Consider the following 22,758-nt stretch of genomic DNA (forward strand, 5'->3'; position numbering starts at 1 on the left):
TATAATTGATGATGATTGTCACCAAATGCCGAAAACGCGTAAGCGCGAAACCGTTGAGGTCTTTCGCCATAGGCTGGCCGAACTCATCTCCCGATCCGGGCTGACCCGGGCGAAATTTGCCGAGAAGGCAGGCTTGGATCGCTCGACGCTGTCGCTGCTCCTGGGTCAGTCGGCGGTCCGGTTGCCCCGCACCGAAACCATCGCGAAGATCGCAGCCCAGCATAACAGCTCCGTCGACTGGCTGCTCGGGCTCGCCCAGCAGGACAAGGTCGCCACCGACATCGTCCCCCAGCTCGAGATCGAGACGGCGGCCGGCAGCCCCGTCGATATTCGGCTGCAGCGCTGGCGCGAGGAGGCGACCGGGTTCAAGATCCGCTATGTCCCGACGACCTTGCCGGATCTGCTGAAGAGCGACGAAGTCATCGATTACGAATACGCCGCCCGCACCGGACCGCGTCCGGCCCTGCGGCAGGAGGCGGCGCAGTCCAGCCTCGAATATACCCGCAAGCCCGAGACCGACATGGAGGTCTGCAGCTCGTTCCAGTCGATCGTCGGCTTCGCCCGCGGCGAGGGCGTCTGGAGCGACCTCGACCGTCGCGCCCGCATCGCCCAGATCGACCGCATGGCGCGGCTGACGGAGGAGCTCTATCCGACCTTCCGCTGGTTCCTCTTCGACGGTCTGGAGCAATATTCCAGCTCCTACACCGTCTTCGGACCGAAACGTGCCGCCATCTACATCGGCGAGATGTACTTCGTCTTCACCTCCACCCAGCATATTCGCGAGCTGACCCGGCATTTTGACGATTTGATCCGCCATGCCAGGATCCAGCCCCATGACTGTGCGCGCTATCTGAGAGAGCTCCGGGGTGAAGTGCGATGATTGCCAGCCTGCCCATGTATGACTGGCCCGAGATGCGGGCCGCAACCGATGCCTGGTGGGCGGGTCTGTCTCGCAGCCTAGGACGCGAGGGTGTCACCGACCGCCCCGATGCCCTGCTGCGGGAGGGGGATTTCAAGCAGCCGTGGAGCCGCCCGGATCTCCTGCTGAGCCAGACCTGCGGCTTTCCGCTCGTCGAGAGCTTCGCCCCCAATCTCTCGATCCTGGGCTCGCCCGCTTATGCCGCCAAGGGCTGCGACGGACCCACCTATTGCAGCATGATCATTGCCTGCAATTCGGTGGCGCCCGTATCCTTCAGGGGCAAGGTGGCAGCCATCAACGGCACCGACTCCCTCTCCGGCTACCTCGCCTTGGGGGCGTTTTTCAGTGGCGTGGCCGAAGCCGGTGAAGTGTTCTTCGGACGCGTCGAGGTCACGGGCGGACATGTGGCCTCCATGGCCGCCGTGAGAGCAGGGCGTGCCGATGTGGCAGCGATCGACTGTGTGAGCTTCGCGCTTGCACAGCGTTATCGGCCGGATCTGGTCGACGGTTTGACGATCATCGGTGAGAGCCCATCGGCGCCGAGCCTGCCCTATGTCACCGCCTCGGCTCATGATCGGGACGTGCGGGCGCGGATCGAAGCCGGAGTGCGAAGGGCCTTTGACGATGTCGACCTCGGCGCCGTTCGCGAGGCGCTGTTGTTGGACAAGATCTGTCTCCTGCCGCCTGACAGCTACGATCGGGAGGTTCAGCGGCTGAAGGCGGCCGCCGAAAAAATCAAATGGCCCTCTTGAACGGCTGTGTATAAGATTGTACATTCAGTCCGAATTTGGACTGGATGGATCATGATGCACGCAGAGGCGACGAGTTCCGCCCTCAATTTCGTCGACGGTCCCGATCTTGGATCGCGCCGTCAACGGGAAGCCCTGTCGGGTCCGGCCGTACGGCTGTTCCTGCGCCTCGCCGACGTCTGGCAATTGCCGGTGAATGACAGGCTCATCCTCCTCGGCGGCATCGCGCGCCAGACCTATCACAATTGGCAGGGCGGCAAGGCCTCGGCGCTGTCGCGCGACCAGCTGGAGCGCATCTCGCTCATTCTCGGAATTCACAAGGGGCTGAAGCTGGTTTTCGTCGAGGACGCCGGGGCGATGCGCTGGCTGAAGAGCGCCAATCGTGACATGCCCTTCGGCGGCCGCTCACCGCTTGCCCACATGCTCAATGGCGCCATGGATGATCTCTATGCGGTGCGCCGCTATCTCGATGCATGGCGCGGTGTGAAATGAGCAGTGAGGCTTCTGACGCGAGGGTGACTGGCCGCAGCCATCGCCTGATCGCCAGCCGCTTCCCGACGGTCGGCGTCTTCGACGATATCGCCACGGATGCGGAAGAGCTGAAGGCGGCCTTCCTGCTGGAGGCGGCAACGAACGACCGGATGACGACTTTGGTCCGCCGCATCACGCTGTTTTCCCCCGGTGACATCCCCCACGGACCGACGGCCAGCCTGGTCATGGCGGCCTTCCTCCACGCCGATGAGAGGGGCGGCCGCTTCACCGACGGCCGGCTCGGCGGCTGGTATGCCGCCCTGGAGCTCGAAACGGCTTTGGCGGAGACAATCCACCACGCCACCCGCCGGCTGAGCCTGTCCGACGGTGGCTTTCCCAACACGATCGAGATGCGGGAGCTGATCGCCGACATCGATGCCGATCTCATCGACCTCAGAGGTCAGCGGGAGACGCGACGGGATCTCTACGACCCCGACCATTACCAAGCCTCCCAGGCCTTTGCAGCCCTCAGCCGCTGGCCGGCGAGCGGGCGCGGCGCGAACGGGATCGTCTATGACAGCGTCCGCCGCGAGGAAGGCACCTGCGTCTGCCTCTTCCGGCCGTCCCTGGTGCCCTTGCCTGTGATCCAGGGAGATCATTTCCGCTACAGCTGGGATGCCGCGGGTGAGATCCGCGTGTCCAAGATCAGCAGTGTGGACTTCGCCTTCAGCGCTTGACGTGGAGCCGCTCGAGCACGCGCTCACGGCCGATCAGGGGCAGGAGGCCGGCAAGCTCCGGCCCATGCTCGAGCCCCGTCAGCGCCTGGCGCAGGGGCATGAACAAGGCCTTGCCCTTGCGCCCCGTGGCCTCCTTCACGGCCCCTGTCCATTCCCGCCAGGTCTCGACCGTCCACGGCTCGCTGGGCAGGGACCGCACGGCTGCGGCCACGAAATCTTGGTCCTCGATTACCGCCGTTACGGGACCGGTGACCACGTCCCACCAAAGGCGGACATCGGCCAATGTCTCGACGTTTCCGCGCACCGCCTCCCAGAACTCGGGTCCCCCGGAGACGCCCATCTCTGCAAGCCGAGCCGCCACCGCCTCGAAGGGCAGGCTATGCAGCAGCTTGGCATTCAGCGCCCGCAGCTCGCGCTCGTCGAAGCGCACCGGCGCACGCGAGAGTTTCTCCAAATCGAACGCCTCGATCAGCTCGCCCATCTCGCCATGGACGGCCACCATGTCGGACGTCCCCAGAGTGGCGGCAAGGCTGACGATCGCCATCGCCTCGATCCCGGCCTCGCGTAAGCCGGCAATCGAGAGGGCCCCGCTGCGTTTCGACAGACCCTGGCCATCGGCGCCGAGCAACAGGCTGTGATGGGCGAAGGTGGGGACGTGGTCCCCCAGGGCTTCGAAGATCTGGATCTGCACGGCGGTGTTGGTGACGTGGTCCTCGCCCCGGATCACGTGGCTTATGCCCTCCTCGACGTCATCGACGACGCTGGTGAAGGTGTAGAGATAGGTGCCGTCTCCGCGGATCAGAACCGGATCGGACAGGCTGTCGCCGCGGACGCTCTGGGGACCGCGGATGAGGTCGTGCCAGGTGACCGGCCGGTCCTCCAGAAGGAAACGCCAATGCGGCAGCCGGCCTTCGGCTTCGTATCGTGATCGGTCTTCCGCCGTCAGGGTGAGGGCGGCGCGGTCATAGACCGGCGGCATGCCGCGCGCCATCTGTCGCTTACGCTTGCGGTCGAGTTCCTCGGGCGTCTCGTAGCAGGCATAGAGCCTTTCGGAAGCCTTCAGGCGCTCGACCACCGCGTCATAGCTGGCGAGGCGATCGGACTGCCGGAAGGAGTGGTCCGGTGCAAGGCCGAGCCAGTCCAGATCCTCGCGGATGCCCAGGGCATATTCTTCGGTTGAGCGGGCGACGTCGGTATCGTCGAGACGCAGGATGAAGCGGCCCCCATGCTTGCGGGCAAACAGCCAGTTCAGCACCGCGGTGCGGGCGTTGCCGATATGGATCCGCCCCGTCGGGCTGGGGGCGAAACGCACCTTTACGGTCATGATATCTCAGCCTCGGTCGCGAAAATGATTGGTGATGGGATAGCGCCGATCACGGCCGAAATTCCGACGTGTGATCTTGACCCCCGGAGCGGCCTGCCTGCGCTTATACTCCGCCCTATAGAGCAGGCCTTCGATTTTCTCCACCACTTCCCGGTCGAAGCCCCGGGCGATGATCTCGGCCGTCGCGGCCTCCTCCTCGACGAGGCCGCGCAGGATCTCGTCCAGGATGTCATAGGGCGGCAGGCTGTCCTCGTCCGTCTGGTCGGGCCGCAGCTCGGCACTGGGAGCCTTGCTCAGGATCCGCTCCGGGATGACCCGTCCCACCGGACCCTTGCAGCCCTTCGGCCGCTGCTGGTTGCGCAGCCTCGCAAGCGCATTGACCTCGGTTTTATAGAGGTCCTTGATGGGATTGAAGCCGCCATTCATGTCGCCATAGAGGGTCGCATAGCCGACCGAGACTTCGGATTTGTTGCCGGTGGTGACGAGCATGGGGCCGAGCTTGTTGGAGACGGCCATGAGCAGAAGGCCGCGCAACCGCGACTGGAGGTTCTCTTCCGCCAAGCCGGGTGCGGCGCCGTTGAAGACCGGCGCCAAGGTCTCGGTGACCGCCTCGACCGCGCCTGAAAGGGGTAGGCTGACATGTGCAATGCCGAGAGCCTGGGCGCAGGCCTCGGCATCGGCGAGGCTGTCATCGCTGGTATAGAGATGCGGCAGCATCAGGCTCTGGACCCTCTCGGCCCCCAGAGCATCGACGGCGATCGCCGCGCACAGGGCGCTGTCGATGCCGCCGGAGAGCCCCAGCACGACGCCGGGAAAGCCGTTCTTGTCCACATAGTCGCCCAGGCCCAGAACGCAGGCGCGATAGACGGCTTCGAGACCGTCCTCGATCACGGCCCGCTCGCCGCCTTCACAGCGCCAGCGATCTCCGTCGCGCAGCCAGTGCGTAACGACGATCGAGCTCTCCCACGCCGGCAGCTGCACGGCGAGACTGCAATCGGCATTCAGCACGAAAGAGGCGCCGTCGAAGACGAGCTCGTCCTGGCCCCCCAATTGGTTGAGATAGGCGAGAGGGAGGCCGGTTTCGGTCACCCGGGAGACCGCATGATTCATGCGTCGGTCGAGTTTGCCGTGTTCGAAGGGCGACCCATTGGCCACCAGGAGGAACTCGGCCCCCGATTCGGCGAGGCATTCGCAGACCTCTTCGGTCCAGATGTCTTCGCAGATCGGGATGCCGATGCGGATGCCGCGAAAATTCACCGGCCCTGGCAGCGGGCCCATGGAGAAAACGCGCTTTTCGTCGAAGACCCCGTAATTTGGCAGCTCGTATTTGTAGCGTAGGGTCTGCACCGCGCCCTGATCGAGAACCGCGATCGCATTGTAGACATGGCCACCCTCCGCCCATGGTGTGCCCATGATGACCCCGGGCCCGCCATCGCCGGTTTCCGCCGCCAGCGCCTCCACGGCCCGCCGGCAAGCCGCCACGAAGGCGCTCTTCAGCACCAGATCTTCCGGTGGGTAGCCGCAGATGAACAGCTCGCTGAACAGGATGAGATCGGCGCCCGCCGCAGCGGCCCTGCAGCGCGCCTCCCGCGCCAGCTCTCGATTGGCCTCGATCGCGCCCATGACGGGATTGAGCTGTGCGAGGGCGATGGCGAGACGGTCGGTCATGCTCTTCTCATAGCCCCCGCGGCGTGCATCGGCAACGCCATGCCCAAGGATCCACTCGGATAGGTGCAACCACCTCTGATATGATAGCGTTTGAGACGCGGCAGAGGAGTGCGGTCATGCGGTGGAGAGACTTGCGTCGGAGCGGCAATATCGACGACCAGCGGGGTGGCGGCTTCGGCGGCGGGCTCGGCGGTGGTGGCATGCGCGTTCCGGTGGGACGGGGAGGGATCGGCATTGTCGGCCTGATAGTGGTGCTCGGTGTCTCCTATTTCCTGGGCATCGACCCCCGCATCCTCTTGGACGGCGGGGGCGGCTCAATGCCGCCTTCGAGCCAGCAGCAGGCCCCGCGCACACCGGGCGCCGGACAGACCGCGACCAATGACGAGATGAAGGATTTCGTCTCCGCCGTCCTGGCCAGCACCGAGGACACCTGGAAGAAGGTCCTTCCGCAGCTGGGGGTGCAGTACCGAGATCCCACTCTGGTTCTGTTCTCGGGCGCGGTCCAATCGGCATGCGGCTTTGCCCAGGCGGCCATGGGCCCGTTCTATTGCCCCTCGGATCAGAAAGTTTACATCGACCTCTCCTTCTATAAGGAGATGCGGGACCGCCTGGGGGCTCCGGGAGATTTCGCCCAGGCCTATGTGATCGCCCATGAGATCGGCCATCACGTCCAGACGCTTCTCGGCATCAGTGACAAGGTCAATGCCGCCCGGTCGCGGCTGAGCGAAGCCGACCAGAACCAGCTTTCCGTGATGATGGAATTGCAGGCGGATTGCTTTGCCGGCGTCTGGGGTCATGATGCCGATGCCGAGCACAAGATGATCGAGGAGGGCGACATCGAGGAAGGGTTGAACGCCGCCGCAGCCATTGGCGACGACCGTCTCCAGAAGCGCTCTCAAGGCTATGTGGTGCCGGAATCCTTCACCCACGGCTCATCCGCCCAGCGCGTGAAATGGTTCAAGACCGGCCTTGCCAGCGGTAATCCGAAGGATTGCGACACGTTCAACGCGCCGAATTTGTAGGGCGGGGCAGAAGCAGGCGCCTAGGCTCCGATACCGCTCTCGACCAGAAACTGCTCCATCGACACGTTGAACGCATCCGGTTGCTCGAAGGGCAAGAGGTGCCCGGCCCCGGGCGCGAGCACGAAGCGGGCATTGCGGACTTTCTGCGCCATCTTTTCCGACACGATGGGTGGAGCGGCCTTGTCGTGCTCGCCGACGATGACCAGCGTCGGGCAATCGATCGCAGCCAGGGTGGCGCGGGCATCGAAGGTCGTGAGAAGCTGCACATAGGCACGGAAAGTATCCGGCGGCGTCTGGGCCATGGCGGCTTCGATCCGTTGCAATCCCTCCCGGTCCGGAGTGTCACCGGCCATGCTGGCAGCGGCCGGCCCCGCCATTTCTGCCATGGCGATGTTGCGGTCGAGCGGGTCCAGCCGCTCGGCGAGGAAGCGCTTCTGGAATTCCCCGGTCGGATCGCCGAAGGCGGGGCTGGTGGAGGCGAGGACCAGCGCTGAGACCCGCAGCGGAACTTGTGCAACGGCAGTTTGGGCGAGCATCCCCCCGAGCGAATGCCCCACCAGCACCACACGCTCGAAGCCGAGCGTATCGAGGTCCGCCCAGAGGAGGTCGCTCAGATGCTCGAAGGTGAGGGGATCGGCCAATGCCCGCCCGCCATAGCCGGGAGCCTGCCAGGCGAAGGTCTGCCAATACGGGTCGAAATGCTGCCGTTGACGATCCCAGATCTCGACCGATCCGCCGAGTCCGTGAAGAAAGACGAGAATAGGCTTCATGGACAGAACTCTCCTGGCAACTTACATCGTAGGGATCGGATGGTGCTAGAACCGACGCACCATACCGCATGTCGTGAGAGAAGAGGCAAGTCTCATGAGGATCAGCATTGTCGTCGCCGTGGCGGAAAACGGGGTCATCGGCGCGAGCGGGGGCCTGCCGTGGCGACTGCCATCGGACCTGAAGCGGTTCAAGGCTTTGACCATGGGCAAGCCGATCATTATGGGCCGCAAGACCTACGAGTCCATCGGTCGGCCGCTGCCGGGCCGGGACAATATCGTCATTTCTGAATCGAACACATTTGCCCCGGAAGGTGTCTTCATTACCCGCTCTCTGGATTCCGCCCTTCGCCTGGGAGCCAGCATGGCACGCGACCGGCAGGTCGAGGAGATCGCCGTCATCGGCGGCTCCCGTGTCTTTCGCGAGGCCATGCTGCATGTGGATCGGCTCTATTTCACCCGCGTCCACGCCTCCCCGCCAGGTGATACCTTCTTTCCGGACTTGGCACGGGGAGACTGGCGGGAGGTGTCCCGCGAGGCGTATGCTGCGGAGGAGGGGGATGCGGCGGATGTGACGCTCATCGTCTTCGATCGTGTATCTCCGCTGCAACGTTGAGCAACGTCATGACGCCATGGCCTTCGAATCCCGACGTCTTGGTGATCGGCGCCGGTGCAGCTGGGATCGGCGCCGGCTTGGCCCTGAAGCGTTTGGGGTTGACGGCCGCCATCATCGAGGCAAAGCCGCGCATCGGCGGCCGGGCGCATACTGATTGCGAAACGCTCGGCGTGACCTGGGACCGCGGCTGCCACTGGTTTCACACCGCTGATCGCAATCCGTTGCGGGTCCTCGCCGACCGGCTGGGTCATGGCTATGACCACGACACGACACCGCCGATGATCGGCACCTACACGGACGGCCGATGGCAGTTCGGCGACGAGACACGCGCCTATGTCTGGGACCGCCTCGGCTATGTCTCCGATGAGGGAGCCAAGGGCCGGGACGTCTCCGCCGCCTCCCTTCTCGACCGTTCGCACCGGCTCTATCCGCTGCTGCATCACTGGTTCACTTTGATGACCTCGCGGGAGCCGGAGGAGATCTCGGCGGCCGATTACGGCCGCTACGACGACAGCCACGTCAATCTACCCGTCAAGGATGGCTACGGCCGGCTCATGGAGAAAATCGCCCGCGGCTTGGCGATCGGTTGCGGCATCGAGGCGAGGCGGATCACCGTGGGCGCGAGCGGCGCGGTCGTTGACACATCGCACGGGACGATTACGGCCAAGGCGGTCGTCATCGCGGTCCCGGCCCGGATTCTCCAGGAGCAGCGGATCGCGATCGATCCAGGCTATCCGGACTGGCTGACCGCAACTCTGGATGCGGTCCCCATGGGCCATTATGAGAAGGTCGCCTTGCTGTTCGATCGTCCCCTGGAGCCGCCGCAACCCTGCGTCTATGTGGACATCTTCGACCCCGTATCCACGGACACTGAGCCGCTCAACTTCGAGATCTCTCCCTTCGGTCGGCCGATAGCGGTCGCTCATCTGGCGGGCGATCACGCCAAGGCCATGGTGGAGGCAGGCGAGGCGGAAGCGGTGGCCTTCGTCACGGATACGTTAGTGCGCGCTTTCGGCAGCGACCTGCGCGGCCATATCCTTAAGGCTGCGATGACGGGCTGGACGGAGGATCCGTATACGCGCGGGGGCTATTCCTGTGCTTTGCCCGGTCATGGCCAGGCGCGCTTCGCCTTTGCCGAGCCGGTTCACGACCGGCTCTTTCTGGCGGGCGAGCATACCAGCCCGACGCGATTCGCCACCTGTCACGGCGCCTATCTGTCGGGGATCGATGCCGCCCATCGCGCCGCTGCGATGCTGGGATTGAAACCGCCTGCGCCGGACCCGCTCTGGCTGATCGAGCCCGAAATGGCGTGAGGGACGGAGAGTGACCATGAAGACTGCCGCAGTATCGCGATCGGTGCTGGATGAGATCGGCAACACGCCCATGCATGAGATCACCCGCATGGACACAGGCAAATGCCGGCTGTTCCTGAAGCTGGAAAACCAGAATCCGGGCGGCTCCATCAAGGACCGCATCGGCCGCTCCATGATCGAGGCCGCCGAGAGGGCCGGCACCCTGAAACCCGGCGGCACCATCATCGAGGCGACGGCGGGAAATACGGGTCTGGGACTGGCTCTGGTGGCGGCTCAGAAGGGCTATGCGCTGAAGCTGGTCGTCCCCGACAAGATGGCCCAGGAGAAGGTCTTCCATCTGCGCGCCATGGGGGCTGAGGTCATCAATACCCGCTCCGACATCGGCAAGGGTCACCCTGAATATTATCAGGATATGGCAGCCCGCCTCGCTGCGGAGAACGGCTGGCATTATATCAACCAGTTCGAGAACCCGGCCAATCCGGCGGCCCACGAGGCCACCACCGGCCCTGAGATCCTGGCCCAATGTCGCGACATCGGTGTCGGCCCCGATGCCATTGTCTGCGGCGTGGGCTCCGGCGGCACCGTGACCGGCTTGTCGCGATATTTCGCCGCCCAGAACCCTGAGACGAAGTTCGTCCTCGCCGATCCCCAGGGGTCGATCCTCGCCCATTACGTGGAGACCGGTGAGGTGAGCGAGGAGGTCGGCTCCTGGCTGGTCGAGGGCATCGGTGAGGACTTCATCCCCGACATCGCCGATCTGTCCCGTGTCTCGAAGGCTTACTCGGTCTCCGATGCCGAAGCCTTCCGCACGGCACGTGAACTGCTGCGCGTGGAAGGCATCCTGGCGGGATCCTCGACCGGCACCTTGCTGGCGGCGGCCCTGCGCTATGCGCGCGAGCAGGTCGAGCCGAAATCGATCGTGACCTTTGTCTGCGACAGCGGCAATAAGTACCTCTCCAAGATGTTCAATGATTTCTGGATGCTCGACAACGGTCTGCTCGATTTGCCGCAGACCGGCGATCTGACGGATCTGGTGGCGCGCAAATACGCCGAACAGCAGACGGTGACGGTGAAGCCCTCGACCCCTCTGGCCCAAGCGTACCGCCAGATGAAGCTGCATGATATCTCTCAGCTGCCCGTCCTCGAGGATGGCGTGCTGGTGGGCATTCTCGATGAGGAGGATCTGCTCAATCAGGTCTGGCGGCAGCAGGGCCGGTTTACGGGTGCGGCGTCCGATGCCATGACCACCGATGTGATCAAGCTCGAGGCCACGGATTCGATCGAGGACGTGCTGGGTCTCGTGGGCCGCGGCATGGTGGCCCCGGTGATGCGCCAAGGCCGCTTTCAAGGCGTGATCACCAAGATCGATCTCCTCAATCACCTGCGGCTCACAGCTCAGCGCAGCGCCTGACCGCGCTTCGCATTACTTCTGAAAGGTCTCTCCCGTGCCGACACGATCGAACCGACAGGGCTTTGCCACCCGTGCCATTCACGCGGGTCAGGTTCCCGACCCCTCGACGGGTGCCATCATGACCCCGATCTTCGCCAGCTCGACCTTCGTCCAGCAGAGCCCGGGCGTCCACCAGGGCTATGAATATTCCCGCTCTGGCAATCCGACGCGCAAGGCGCTGGAAGACTGCATGGCCGACCTCGAGAATGGCGCGGCGGGCTTCGCCTTCGCCTCCGGCCTTGCCGCCTCCGCGACGGTGATCGAACTCCTCGATGCCGGCGCCCATGTGATTGCCGGCGATGATCTCTATGGCGGCAGCTACCGCCTCTTCGAGAATGTGCGGAAACGCTCGGCCGGGCTCCGCATCAGCTTCGTCGATGTGTCCGATCCGGTGGCACTCGCCGCAGCCCTGACGCCGGACACGCGGATGATCTGGGTCGAGACCCCGACCAATCCGCTGCTGAAGGTGATCGACCTGACCCAGATCGCCGAATTCGCCAAGGCGAACCGCCTGATCTCCGTCTGCGACAATACGTTTGCTTCGCCCTATCTCCAGCGCCCCATCGACCACGGCATCGACATTGTCGTCCATTCGGCGACAAAATATCTCAACGGCCATTCCGACGTTGTGGGTGGCATCGCGGTCGTCTCCCGCAATACCGTGCAGGAAGGCCTCGAGGCGCGACTGCGCTATCTGCAGAACGCCGTGGGGGCCGTGATGGGGCCCTTCGACGCCTTCCTCGTCCTGCGCTCGCTGAAGACCCTGCCATTGCGCATGGAGCGTCATTCCGAAAACGCGATGATCGTGGCCCACTACCTGGTGCGTCATCCGAAGATCGATCACGTCTATTATCCCGGCCTGAAGTCCCATGCCGGACATGACATCGCGACCCACCAGATGAAGGCCTATGGCGGCATGGTCTCGGCGGTTCTGAAGGGGGGCCTGGAAGATGCGCGCAAATTCCTGGAGCGCACCCAGGTCTTCGCCCTGGCTGAAAGTCTCGGGGGCGTCGAGAGCCTGATCGAGCATCCAGCGATCATGACGCATGCCTCCATTCCCGCGGAGATCCGCCGCGAACTCGGCATCCTGGATGGCCTGGTGCGGCTGTCGGTCGGTGTGGAGGATGCAGACGACTTGATCCTCGATCTGGAACAGGCCCTCGGATAGCGGCCATCTGTCCAATCCGCCCCAGTGGGTGAGGAGCGACAGGGGAAGACGGCTATCCGGCCTCGATCACCCCCGTATGGGCCGGTGACCAGGTCAGCTCCACTTGCGTGCCCGGCTCATGGATCTGTGCGTCGCGGTTCTGGTGGAAAACGGTGAGCTCCGTCGCCCCCGCCTTGACCCTGTAGGTGATGGACGCACCCATATAGATGGGTTGGATGATCTGGACGGAAAGCCGGTTCTGGCCCTCGGCGTTGGGCGCATTGATCGTGAATTTCTCCGGCCGCACGGTCAGAGTCACAGGTTGACCCGTGGTGGGCAGTTGATCCTCCGTCGCGATCGTCTGGCCGTCCGCCAACGCGACCATGCCCGTGCCCGCCACCTGGCCTGGAAGGAAGTTTGCAGCGCCGAGGAAGTCGGCGGCGAACCGGCTTCGCGGGCGCTCATAGACCGCATCCGGCTTGCCGGTCTGCACGACCTGGCCCTCGCGGAAGATGGCGATCCGGTCTGACAATGTAAGCGCTTCCTCCTGGTCATGTGTGACCAGGACCGTCGTGATCCCGACCTCTTTCTGGATCTGCCGGAGCTCGACCTGCATCTGCTGCCGGAGGTTCTTGTCGAGTGCGCCCAGTGGCTCGTCGAGCAGCAACACGCGGGGCCGCGAGACCAGCGCCCGGGCCAGGGCGATGCGCTGCTGCTGGCCTCCGGAGAGCTGCCGCGGACGGCGCTCCTCATAGCCGGTGAGTTGCACCAAAGCGAGCATCTCGGCGACGCGTGCGCGCGTTTCCGCTTGGCTGACCCGCCGCACCGAAAGCGCGAAGGCCACATTGTCGAAGACCGACATATGCGGGAACAGCGCGTAGTTCTGGAACACCATGCCGATGTCCCGGCGATGGGTGGAGATCCGGCTCACATCCTGTCCGTCGATCAGGATTTGTCCGGCTTCGGGCTCCACGAAACCGGCGATCGAGCGCAGCAATGTTGTCTTGCCGCTGCCGCTTGGCCCGAGCAGGCCGAAGAACTCTCCGTCGGCGAGAGTGAGCGAAACGTCGTCCAGGGCGGCGACCGTGCCGTAATGCTTGGAGACGTGACGGATGTCGACTTCGCTCAATTTGTGCCTCCGAAGCGATAGAAGCGCGACACCATGAGCAGGAGCAACATCGACACGATGATGATGATCGTCGAGATCGCATTGATCTCGGGCGTGAAGCCCTTGCGGATGGACGCGTAGATTTCGACCGGCAGCGTGGTGACGCCCGGTGGTGACAGGAAATAGGAGGTGACGAACTGATCGAAGGAGATGCCGAAGGCAAACAGCGCCGCCGCCGCCACGCCCGGCGCGATGACGGGAAGGGTGACGCGGAAGAAGGTTTGCCAAGCGCTGGCGCCCAGGGTGGAGGCGGCCTCTTCGAGCTCCGAGCCGAAGCTCTGCAACCGTGCCCCGATGACGACGATCACATAAGGCAGCGCCAGCGCCACATGGGCCAGCAGCATGGCATGCAGGCCGCGGCCGATGCCGGTGTAATAGAAGCAGATGAGCATGGCGGTGGCGAGGATCAGCCACGGCACGGCCATGGGCGGGAACAGCAGCAATTGCAGCACCACATGCCCGCGCACCTTGTAGCGGGAGAAGGCGATCGCCGCCATGGTCCCGATGACGGTCGCCACGATCGTCGTCGAGGCAGCCAGAAGCAGGCTGTTCCGGCCCGCCCGCCAGAGGATCTCGTTGCCGCTGAGCTGCTGATACCAGACAAGGCTGAAGCGGAACGGCAACTGGTAGTTGGGTGACTCGTTGAAGCCCATGGCCATCATCACCAGGATCGGCAGGTAGATGAAGACCAGCAGCGCAGCCAGATAGCCATAGGCGAGGAAGCGTTTGGGGGATCGCATGAGGGTCAGGCCAGCTTGAGCCGGTTCCGCAGAAGCGGATAGGCGGCGGCGAAGATGAGCATCACGATGGCCAGCAGGGTGAAGGACAACGCCGCCCCGAGCGGCCAGTTGAAGACCTCGGTGAACTGGTCCTCGATCACCGTTCCGAGCATGATGCTCTGCGTCCCCCCCAGGATCCGGGGTTCCATGAAGGCGCCCACCGTGGGAACGAAGATCAGGATCACGCCCACCACCAGCCCCGGCAGGCTGAGCGGCAGGATGATGCGCCGGAAAATCGTGAAGTTGGACGCTCCTAGGCTGCGGGCCGCCTCGATCAGTGCCCCGTCGATCGCCTGCAGGGAGATGTAGCAGGTGAGGATCATATAGGGCACGAAGGAGTGCACGAGCCCGACGACGATTGCCGGATAGGAATAGAGGATGCCCAGGGACGGGGCCCAGGGGAAGATCGCATGCAGCGCCTGGTCGATCACCCCATCGGTGCGCAGCACCATGGTCCAGGCGAAGATGCGGATGAGTGCATTGCTCCAGAACGGCAGCACCACCAGGAGCAGGATCGCCTCACGCCACCGCCCCTCGACGCTGCGCGCCAGAATGAGCGCGGCAGGATAGCCGATGAGCACGCAGAACACCGTCACATGCACGCCCAGCATGATCGATCGCCAGGTCAGGAACCGGTAGAAGTCGCGTTCGAAGAAGAGTGCGTATTGCTTCAGCGTCAGAGCGGGTTCGGCCGCCCCGAACGGCATCCGCGACAGGAAGCTGAAATAGAACATCATCATCAACGGCAGCAGCACGGTGATGGTCAGCCACAGATAGGAGGGAGCGGTCAGCCCATAGCCGACCCATGCGCGCTTCAATCGTGCCAATGCTTGCGATCCTGCAACCGTCTGGTTCTCCTAAAGGCTGTTGGACAGCGCCCGCCGCTCGGCATCAGCCTTTGCGCGGCGCGCCTCGACCAGCGCCCGCGCCAGCCTCTCCTGATGCTCCAGGCAGGGCACCGAAAGCAGTCGCAGCTTCATCTCCGAAGCTTCGTCGAGGCCCCACACCGCGCCGCAGATCCCACCGACCATGCAGCCGATCGTATCGGCGTCGCGACCGAAATTGGCTGCCAGCATCACCGCCTGCCAGGGATCGCCCTTCGCCAGCCAGGCAAGCGCCAGCGTCGCCGGGATGGTCTCGCGGCTGTCGCACATGATGGGCCTGCGGAAACGCTGATGATACCCCGCTCGAAAGGCCTTGAAGTCTTTCGAATCCTGCGCCAGCGCCAGGGCATCCGTGATCAGCGTGCGCATCTCGGCGCCGCTCCAGGGCCGGATCTGGTCGAGGGCGGCAGCGATGGCACTGTCGATCGTGGCCCCGGGGCTGAGGGCTGCCGCAATGGCAGAGGCGACGGCGGCGGCCCCGTCCTGGCAAAAGGCGACATCGGTCACATGGATGAGGCTGGCGAGTTCCATCGCCTGGGCGGCCGCGGCGCGCGGATGGCCTGAATTCACGATGCCCACGGGCGCGATCGACATGGCCGAGGTCGAGCTCGGCATGGTGCCGACCGCGATCAGCCGTGGCGGGTAGTCACGGCGCAGCTTGTCGGTCGCATGCAGGATCGAGGAGAAGAACTTGTCCGCCTTCTCCCCGAAGATGACGCTGGCCTGACGTTTCCATTCGCGCGCCCAGTCATCCGCCGTCGCATAGCCACCGGTGGAAATGACCGCGGTGGCGAGCAGGTCCCGCATGAGCGTGTCGTCAGTTCCATCGCCGGTGAAACTCGAAACCCACTCGTCGCGCGCCTCGACCGCGTCAAGCTCGAGAAACTCAGTGGCCGTGCCCATGGCGTCCCCGATGACGCCGAAGCCGAGGCAGGCGAGCGCATGCCGCTCGAGCGCGGGAAGCTTCAGGAGGGGGGAGGGGGCATCTAGGATATCGGCGGCCATGGCGTCCGGGACTTCCATTCTTCAATAGGCTGGAGCGGCGGGCTCGGCTGTTTGCGCGCCGATGCCGGCCATCCCGTGTGGCGCCTTCGTCATGCTTGGGCTTGACCGGCCCATGAAGAGCGAAGGCGGGAATGCATTCCCTTGCGGCTGCTGCATCCTCGGGGCGGACCGCCCCGAAGCTGCAGATCAGCTGGCGCGCCTATTGAGCGAAATAGGCTTTCGTTTCCTGCCACAGGTCGAGATAGTCCTGCCGCTGTTCGTCCGAGATCGGACCTTTGAAGTTGATCCGCTTCAAATTCTCCGGTGTCGACAGCACCTGGCGCGTCAGCGAACTCGCCGGCAACCCCTCGAGCGCTTTCGCATTGGCAGAGACAGGCGCACCGCCGGCCTTCACCCAGCCGGCATAGAATTCCGGGCTGATCAGATAGTTGATGAAGGCGTACGCACCTTTCTCGTTGGGTGCATCCTTGGGCACTACCAGGCCGTCGCGGAAGCCGATCGCACCCTCCTTGGCCACGATGTAGCTGACGGGCAGCTTGTCTTCGATCACGGCCTTCTCGGCGCTGCTCGTCCAGAAGATGGACAGATCGCATTCCTTGGCGGCCACGAGTTTGCGCCACTCGTCTTCCGACTTCCAGAACGACTTGATTTGGGCCTTCAGCGCCCGCAGCTTTTCGCGGATCGCATCCATGTCCGAGGGCTTGTCCGGGTTCTGTCCCAGGGCCAGCGCGGTGAAGCGCACGGAATCCTCAGGATCGTCACGCCAGCAGACGCGTCCGGCATGCTTCGGATCCCAGAGCACTTCCAGCGACGTTGGCGGCGTCGTGAAGACGGTGGTGTCATAGGTCACCGACGTGCCGCCCCAGATCCAGGCGACGCCATAGACTTTGCCGTCGATATTCAGGGCCGGTGCATCGCGCATGTCCGGATAGAGGTCGGCAAAGTTCGAGAGTTTGCTGGTGTCGATCGGCTCGATCAGCCCCTCTTCCACCGCTTTGCCGACGAAGGCCGCATTCAGCACCACCACGTCGTAATAGCCTGGATTTGTCTGCAGCTTTGAAAACACTTCCGGGTAGGAGGTGATGTAGTCGTGCACGACTTTGGTGCCCGTCTGCTTCTCGAAGGCCTCCAATGCGAAAGCCTCGTCCGTCCCCCAGCCCTTCCAGTTCAGCACATGGATTTCATCCGCCTGCACCGCGACGCTGCCGCTGAGCCCCGTAAGGCCCAGCACGGCGAGCCCTAGGGCCATGCCTGCTAGACGTGATTGACAGTCCCTCCACCTCACCATCGACCCTGCTCCTTGTTCTCAGCCTGCTAAGGTTCGATGCGCGCGCGCCGCAGTCAATCCATTATTCGAATCTGATGATCACCGGCCCGCGCGCCCTTTGTCAGCGCTTACATTATGGCGACCCTGATCGCCCGTCAATCCGTTTGCGCGCTCCGCGGCGAATGCCGCTCTGAATGTTTCAAGTCACTGTATTAGAAGGATTTAATGGCCCTTATCGCTGTGGGGGACCCTGAATCTCCTCTGGAGAAGCGCTTTCTTCGCTGGCTTGACAGAAACGCCGTCGCGACGGAATGTGAGACTCAGAATTGCCTGTCTCACAAGGGCAGTGGCGCGGGATCGGCAGAACACCTGGATATCGGCAAAGGCTTCACACGTGACGAAAATTGAGAGTGTAAACGCTTGCACGGTGCGCGTGCCCTTGAATGTGCCCACCGCCTTCTCGACTCGGCGCGTTCTGGCGCGCGATTACGCCCTGGTGCGCGTGCGGGGCGATGACGGGGTCGAGGGCATCGGCTTCTGCTATGGCGGCAACAATGCCGGAGGGCTTGTCACCAAGGCGGTCCTGGACCTCTTCGCACCGCTCTTGGTGGGCCAGGATGCCCATGCTGTGGAGCGCCATTGGGAGGTGATGTATCGCGAGGGTCTGCTGCAGGGTCGTGCGGGTGCCGTGATGCGGGCCCTGTCCATTCTCGACATCGCCATGTGGGACCGCAATGCGCGGGCTGCGAACCTGCCGCTCTACAAGTTTCTGGGCGCCCATCGGACGGAGACGGTGCCGGCCTATGCGAGCGGCGGCTATTACCTCGAAGGCAAGACCCCGGCCATGCTGGGCGAAGAGATGGCGCGCTACGTGGCCATGGGCTTCAAGGCTGTGAAGATGAAGGTCGGCGGCCATGGTGAGCAGCTCGAGGAAGACCGCATCCGCGCCGCCCGCGAGGCGATCGGCCCCGATGTGCTGCTCACCCTCGATGCCAACAATGCCTGGAACGACCTGCCGACGGCCTTGCGCTTCGTGCGCCGTTACGAGCCCTATGATCCCTATTGGGTCGAGGAGCCCTTCAGCCCGGACGATATCGACAATCACGCCCGTCTCGCGGCCGCCACCTCCATCAATGTGGCGACCGGTGAGATCGAGGTCGGCCGCTGGCGCTTCAAGCATCTGCTCGAATCGGGCGGGGCCGCGATCCTGCAGACGGATGCAGCGGTCTGTGGCGGCATCAGCGAATGGCGGCGCATCGCGGCGACGGCGGCCTCCTTCGGCGTCAACATGTGTCCGCACTGGTTCCATGACCTGCACATCCATCTGGTCGCCTCCGTGCCTAATGGCGAAATGGTGGAGTTCTTCCCCGACAGCGAGGTGTTAAACTTCCGGCGCCTGGTCGACACGCAGCTCGAGATCCAGAATGGCGAGCTCGTTCTGCCGCAGACCCCGGGAATGGGCTTCGACTTCGATGAGGAGGTCGTCTCCTCCTTTGCCATGGATCCTTGGCAGCGCGTCGGTCTCGGCAACAGCTTCAAGGCGGGCGCATGATCCTGGTGCCTCGGCTCGCATGAACCCCGGTCCCCCGCTGCGCGACCGCAAGCGTGCCCAGCGCCGCACCTCGGATCGGGTGCGCGTCGAGGATGTCGCCATGGCTGCGGGCGTCTCGGGCGCGACCGTCTCCCGGGCCCTCAATCGACCGACAACCGTGAGCCCCGCGATCAGGCGCAAGGTCGAGGATGCGGTGGCAAGTCTCGGTTATGTTCCCAATGGTGCGGCGCGGGCCCTGGCATCCCAGAAGACCCGAGTCATTGGCGCGATCGTCCCGACCCTGGAGAACATGAATTTCGCCATCAGCGTCGAGGCGGCGCAGACGCGGCTGGTCGGGGCGGGCTATAATTTTCTCGTGGCCAGCACCGGCTACAACCCGGCCCGCGAGATGGACCACATCCAGGCCTTCCTGGCCCATGGCGTGGATGGCATCATCCTGGTCGGCGCCCAGCGCGACGCCGAAGTCGTGGAATTTCTGCGGCAGCGCCGCGTGCCCTATGTGGTGACCTGGACCATGACCGCCGATGGCACCCCCTGCGTCGGTTTCGACAATGCCGAGGCTGCCCGCCGGCTCACCAGCCATCTCCTCGACCTCGGTCATCGCCAGATCGGCGTCGTCGCCGGCCTCACCCGCAACAATGACCGTGCCGCGGGACGGCTCGAGGGGATTCATCGCGCGCTGGAGCAGCGTGGGCTCGCTTTGCCGCGCGAATTGCTGATCGAGCGGCCCTACAAGATCGCCGAGGGCCAGCTCGCCTTGCGCGCCTTGATGGCGGGCACGCCGCGCCCCACGGCCATCATCTGCGGCAACGACCAGCTGGCGTTTGGTGCGCTGATCGAGTGCGGGCGCCAGGGCATCGATGTTCCGGGCGACGTTTCGATCGCCGGCTTCGATGATCTGGAATTTGCCGGCCAGATCGTGCCTGCCTTGACCACCGTCCACGTTCCGGCAGAGGAAATCGGCTTGCGGGCCGCCGATTATCTCCTCGCCCATATTGACGGTGAGCCTGCCGCCGCCGTAACCGAAGTAACCGTAAGCCTGATTATCCGGGCGAGCAGCGCCCCGCCCCGTGCGGTCGATGCTGTCCTTCCCGGTCCCGCCACTCCATACGCGAAGGCAAGTGCAGCAGCATCATGAGCAATTCATCCCGCATCCAGGGCGTCCTGTCCCCCGTCGTCACCCCTTTCAAGAGCGACCTTTCCCCTGATCTTGGTCGTTTCGTCGCCCATTGTCGGTGGCTGCTGTCGCAAGGCTGCGGACTGGCGGTCTTTGGAACCAACAGTGAGGCGAATTCCCAGTCCGTCGAGGAGCGCATGGGGCTGTTGGAGGCCATCGTCTCCGCCGGCCTCGATCCGGCACGGATGATGCCGGGCACCGGCTGCTGTGCCCTGACCGACACGGTCAAGCTGTCGGCCCATGCGGCGAAGCTGGGCTGCGCCGGCGTCCTCATGCTGCCGCCTTTCTACTACAAGGGGGTCAGTGATGATGGGCTCTTCGCCTATTTCTCCGAGGTGGTTGAGCGGGTCGGTGATCCGAAGCTCAAGGTCTATCTCTATCACATTCCTCCGGTCGCCCAGGTCGGCATCTCCCTCGGCCTCATCGAGCGCTTGCTGAAGTCCTATCCAGACACGGTGGTCGGCATCAAGGACAGCTCCGGCGACTGGTCGAACACCCAAGCCATGCTCGAGGCCTTCCCGGGCTTCGACGTCTTTCCCGGCAGCGAGGCCTTCCTCTTGGCCGGGATGCGCGGGGGCGCCGTCGGCTGCATCAGTGCCACGGCGAATGTCAATCCGGCCGCCATCGTTGATCTGCATCGCAACTGGCAGGCCGCTGACGCCGATGCCCGTCAGGAGGCGCTGACCAAGACGCGCATGACGGTCCAGGCCTATCCCATGATCCCGGCCTTGAAGGCGATCGTCGGAGAATATTCGGGTGACGCCGAGTGGGGCACCGTGCGGCCGCCATTGGTGGCGCTCACGGGTGAACAACGCCGCACGCTCAAAACGGAGCTTGACGCACTCGGCTTCACCATGCCGGGCTTGAGCGGCTGATGTTTGCAGCGCCCCCCGACATCGCGACGACGGTTTATGCGCGCATCCCCGATCGCTATCGCGTCAGGGGGCGAGCCTCCGCCTGGGTGGCGGCTCAGCGCGGCGCTGCGCTGGTCACGGAGTGCTTTCTGGAAGGCCCGGCTTTCGATCGCGCGGGAAATCTCTATGTCGTCGACGTGCCTTGGGGGCGGGTGTTTCGGATTTCACCAGAGGGCTCGGTCGACCTCGTCGCCGAGTATGACGGCGAGCCCAATGGGCTGAAGATCCATCGTGACGGGCGCATCTTCCTTGCCGACTTCCGGCACGGGATCATGCAGCTTGATCCGGCGACCGGTGCGGTGACGCCGGTCGTGGAACGGATTGGCGTCGAGCGCTTCAAAGGGGTGAACGACATCACCTTCGCTGCCAATGGGGATCTCTATTTCACCGACCAGGGTCATACCGGGCTGCACGATCCCTCGGGTCGACTGTTCCGCATCACGGCGGCGGGAAATGTGGAGCGGGTCCTGGCCGGCATCCCGAGTCCCAATGGTCTGGTCTTTGCACCGGATGAAACCATGCTCTACCTGGCGGTGACCCGAGACAACGCGGTGTGGCGTGTGCCGCTCTTGCCCTCTGGCGACCCCTACAAGGTCGGCGCCTTCATCCGTCTCTCCGGCGGGACGGGTCCCGACGGTCTTGCGGTCGATGAGCAGGGCGGCTTGGCGGTCGCCCATATCGGTCTGGGCTGCGTTTGGCTGTTCGACCCCTTCGGCGAGCCGGTGGCACGGGTGAGATCCTGTGCGGGCAGGGCCGTGACCAATGTCGCGTTTGGGGGGGCGGATCGGCGAAAGCTGTTCATGACGGAAGCCGACAGCGGGCAGGTCCTGGTGGCGGACGTCCCCGTTCCCGGCCGTCCGATGTTCTCTCATGCCGAGGCGGCAGTGTGATGCCGCCTCGCCCGCTGATCATCGACACCGATCCCGGCAAGGACGACGCGGTGGCCATCCTCCTGGCGCTGTCTTCGCCGGAAGATTTCGACGTGCTGATGATGAGTGCGGCAGCCGGCAATGTCGATCTTGCTTTGACGACGGCCAATCTGCGCCGGCTCTGCGATGCAGCCGGCCGGCCGGACCTTGCGCTGCATGCGGGCTGTCCCGGCCCCCTGCTGCAGCGTCTTGAGATGGTGCCGCATATCCACGGCGAGGACGGGCTTGCGGGCGCGGGGCTGCCACCGCCGGCGATGCCGCTCAATCCGCTTCATGCGGTGCCGGCGATCATTGAAGCCGTGCGCGCCTCCCCGGAAAAGGTGACGTTCTGCTGCATCGGGCCTCTCACCAATCTCGGCGTCGCCATCGTCATGGCGCCCGATATTGTGGAGCGTTTGGCGGAGATCGTCGTCATGGGGGGCTCTTTCACCACCGGCAACATCACGCCTTACGCCAGCTTCAACATCTACAGCGATCCCCATGCGGCGCGCATCGTCTTCGACTGCGGAGCGTCCGTGACCATGGTCGGCCTGGACGTGACCCGGAAAACCATGCCGACGCCCGAATGGTGCGCAGCACTGAAAGCCAAGGACACGCCGGCTGCCCATGTCGTGGCCGGCCTCTGGGCGGAGCCGACGGCCTTCATGAACGATGCCTGCGTGATTGCCCATCTGTTGGATCCCAGCCTGTTCCGGACCGAGCTGTGCCGCGTCGAGATCGATATCACCGATCCCGTCGAGCTGGGCCGCACGCGGCGCCTCGAGGGAGGTGCCCCGAATGTCAAAGCGGCCATGGACATCGACGTTGACGGCTTTTTTTCCCTGCTCATGGACCGTCTTTCGCGGGCGCCGTCATGATGCGGGTCACGGCTGGGATGATTGTGGGGAGATCGTATGTATA

Annotated in this window: 22 protein-coding genes; 14 read left to right on the top strand and 8 right to left on the bottom strand. The window is 64.2% G+C overall.

Annotation, left to right across the window (positions count from 1 at the left end; translation table 11 throughout):
• The first annotated feature begins 25 nt into the window (after positions 1-25).
• Genes FKM97_RS12390 through FKM97_RS12405 form a run of 4 tightly spaced genes read left to right on the top strand, consistent with a single transcriptional unit; the run spans position 26 to position 2,876 of the window.
• Complete coding sequence (locus tag FKM97_RS12390; RefSeq protein ID WP_144292730.1) at positions 26-880, top strand: helix-turn-helix domain-containing protein; 855 nt, start codon at positions 26-28, stop codon at positions 878-880.
• Entirely contained in the window at positions 877-1,671 is a 795-nt protein-coding gene (locus FKM97_RS12395; RefSeq protein WP_144292731.1) for a phosphate/phosphite/phosphonate ABC transporter substrate-binding protein, read from the top strand. Before FKM97_RS12390 ends, FKM97_RS12395 begins: the two co-directional genes overlap by 4 nt.
• Before the next feature lie 51 nt (positions 1,672-1,722).
• Positions 1,723-2,160: an MbcA/ParS/Xre antitoxin family protein gene (locus FKM97_RS12400; RefSeq protein WP_144292732.1), complete on the top strand. Its 438-nt coding sequence runs from the start codon at positions 1,723-1,725 to the stop codon at positions 2,158-2,160.
• Positions 2,157-2,876 (top strand): RES family NAD+ phosphorylase, encoded by a 720-nt coding sequence (locus FKM97_RS12405; RefSeq protein WP_170240887.1) that lies wholly within the window; start codon positions 2,157-2,159, stop codon positions 2,874-2,876. Before FKM97_RS12400 ends, FKM97_RS12405 begins: the two co-directional genes overlap by 4 nt.
• Here FKM97_RS12405 and gltX read toward each other — a convergent pair.
• Both gltX and FKM97_RS12415 read right to left on the bottom strand, forming a co-directional pair.
• Entirely contained in the window at positions 2,866-4,200 is a 1,335-nt protein-coding gene (gene gltX / locus FKM97_RS12410) for a glutamate--tRNA ligase (protein ID WP_144292734.1), read from the bottom strand. The two genes, FKM97_RS12405 and gltX, sit on opposite strands and share 11 nt — an antisense overlap.
• Positions 4,201-4,206: 6 nt before the next feature.
• Positions 4,207-5,868: an NAD+ synthase gene (locus FKM97_RS12415; RefSeq protein ID WP_144292735.1), complete on the bottom strand. Its 1,662-nt coding sequence runs from the start codon at positions 5,866-5,868 to the stop codon at positions 4,207-4,209.
• Between the two features lie 116 nt (positions 5,869-5,984).
• On the opposite strand from FKM97_RS12415, the gene ypfJ reads away from it, so the two are divergent.
• Positions 5,985-6,890 carry a KPN_02809 family neutral zinc metallopeptidase gene (ypfJ, locus tag FKM97_RS12420; protein WP_144292736.1) on the top strand — a complete coding sequence of 302 codons (906 nt, stop codon included), beginning with the start codon at positions 5,985-5,987 and terminating at the stop codon, positions 6,888-6,890.
• A gap of 20 nt (positions 6,891-6,910) precedes the next feature.
• On the opposite strand, the gene FKM97_RS12425 is transcribed toward ypfJ, so the two are convergent.
• Positions 6,911-7,660, bottom strand: coding sequence for an alpha/beta fold hydrolase (locus FKM97_RS12425; protein ID WP_144292737.1), 750 nt, complete (start codon positions 7,658-7,660; stop codon positions 6,911-6,913).
• Positions 7,661-7,754: 94 nt separating this feature from the next.
• Here FKM97_RS12425 and FKM97_RS12430 point away from each other — a divergent pair, with 94 nt between their 5' ends.
• From FKM97_RS12430 to FKM97_RS12445, 4 genes are read left to right on the top strand one after another with little or no spacing between them, the layout of a single operon-like run.
• Entirely contained in the window at positions 7,755-8,273 is a 519-nt protein-coding gene (locus FKM97_RS12430) for a dihydrofolate reductase (protein WP_144292738.1), read from the top strand.
• 8 nt (positions 8,274-8,281) lie between these two features.
• Complete coding sequence (locus FKM97_RS12435; protein WP_144292739.1) at positions 8,282-9,586, top strand: flavin monoamine oxidase family protein; 1,305 nt, start codon at positions 8,282-8,284, stop codon at positions 9,584-9,586.
• A 16-nt stretch (positions 9,587-9,602) separates the two neighbouring features.
• Positions 9,603-10,997 (top strand): pyridoxal-phosphate dependent enzyme, encoded by a 1,395-nt coding sequence (locus tag FKM97_RS12440; protein ID WP_144292740.1) that lies wholly within the window; start codon positions 9,603-9,605, stop codon positions 10,995-10,997.
• A 34-nt stretch (positions 10,998-11,031) separates the two neighbouring features.
• Positions 11,032-12,204, top strand: a complete 1,173-nt coding sequence (locus FKM97_RS12445) for a trans-sulfuration enzyme family protein (RefSeq protein ID WP_144292741.1) — start codon at positions 11,032-11,034, stop codon at positions 12,202-12,204.
• A gap of 52 nt (positions 12,205-12,256) precedes the next feature.
• Here the strand turns inward: FKM97_RS12445 and FKM97_RS12450 are convergent, their stop codons facing one another.
• The 5 genes from FKM97_RS12450 to FKM97_RS12470 form a co-directional block, all read right to left on the bottom strand.
• Positions 12,257-13,312: an ABC transporter ATP-binding protein gene (locus tag FKM97_RS12450; protein WP_144292742.1), complete on the bottom strand. Its 1,056-nt coding sequence runs from the start codon at positions 13,310-13,312 to the stop codon at positions 12,257-12,259.
• Positions 13,309-14,091: an ABC transporter permease gene (locus tag FKM97_RS12455; protein ID WP_144292743.1), complete on the bottom strand. Its 783-nt coding sequence runs from the start codon at positions 14,089-14,091 to the stop codon at positions 13,309-13,311. The genes FKM97_RS12450 and FKM97_RS12455 overlap by 4 nt, the downstream gene beginning before the upstream one ends.
• A gap of 5 nt (positions 14,092-14,096) precedes the next feature.
• On the bottom strand, positions 14,097-14,870 hold the full coding sequence (locus tag FKM97_RS12460) for an ABC transporter permease (RefSeq protein ID WP_144293041.1): 774 nt from the start codon (positions 14,868-14,870) through the stop codon (positions 14,097-14,099).
• A gap of 117 nt (positions 14,871-14,987) precedes the next feature.
• A complete protein-coding gene (locus tag FKM97_RS12465; RefSeq protein ID WP_170240888.1) occupies positions 14,988-16,019 on the bottom strand; it encodes an ADP-ribosylglycohydrolase family protein in 1,032 nt (343 codons plus the stop codon).
• A gap of 199 nt (positions 16,020-16,218) precedes the next feature.
• The gene (locus tag FKM97_RS12470) at positions 16,219-17,307 is read right to left on the bottom strand and encodes an ABC transporter substrate-binding protein (protein WP_246105059.1); all 1,089 of its coding nucleotides are present in this window, start codon (positions 17,305-17,307) and stop codon (positions 16,219-16,221) included.
• A 373-nt stretch (positions 17,308-17,680) separates the two neighbouring features.
• Between FKM97_RS12470 and FKM97_RS12475 the strand changes: the two genes are divergently transcribed.
• The 5 genes from FKM97_RS12475 to FKM97_RS12495 are packed head-to-tail and all read left to right on the top strand — an operon-like array spanning position 17,681 to position 22,715.
• Complete coding sequence (locus FKM97_RS12475) at positions 17,681-18,838, top strand: mandelate racemase/muconate lactonizing enzyme family protein (RefSeq protein ID WP_144292745.1); 1,158 nt, start codon at positions 17,681-17,683, stop codon at positions 18,836-18,838.
• Between the two features lie 19 nt (positions 18,839-18,857).
• Positions 18,858-19,976 (top strand): LacI family DNA-binding transcriptional regulator, encoded by a 1,119-nt coding sequence (locus FKM97_RS12480; protein ID WP_170240889.1) that lies wholly within the window; start codon positions 18,858-18,860, stop codon positions 19,974-19,976.
• Positions 19,973-20,890, top strand: coding sequence for a dihydrodipicolinate synthase family protein (locus FKM97_RS12485; RefSeq protein WP_144292747.1), 918 nt, complete (start codon positions 19,973-19,975; stop codon positions 20,888-20,890). The genes FKM97_RS12480 and FKM97_RS12485 overlap by 4 nt, the downstream gene beginning before the upstream one ends.
• Positions 20,890-21,819: an SMP-30/gluconolactonase/LRE family protein gene (locus tag FKM97_RS12490; RefSeq protein WP_144292748.1), complete on the top strand. Its 930-nt coding sequence runs from the start codon at positions 20,890-20,892 to the stop codon at positions 21,817-21,819. The genes FKM97_RS12485 and FKM97_RS12490 overlap by 1 nt, the downstream gene beginning before the upstream one ends.
• Entirely contained in the window at positions 21,819-22,715 is an 897-nt protein-coding gene (locus FKM97_RS12495) for a nucleoside hydrolase (RefSeq protein WP_144292749.1), read from the top strand. The genes FKM97_RS12490 and FKM97_RS12495 overlap by 1 nt, the downstream gene beginning before the upstream one ends.
• Positions 22,716-22,758 lie beyond the last annotated feature (43 nt).

The organism is Rhodoligotrophos appendicifer (genome assembly GCF_007474605.1).
GTDB lineage: Bacteria > Pseudomonadota > Alphaproteobacteria > Rhizobiales > Im1 > Rhodoligotrophos > Rhodoligotrophos appendicifer.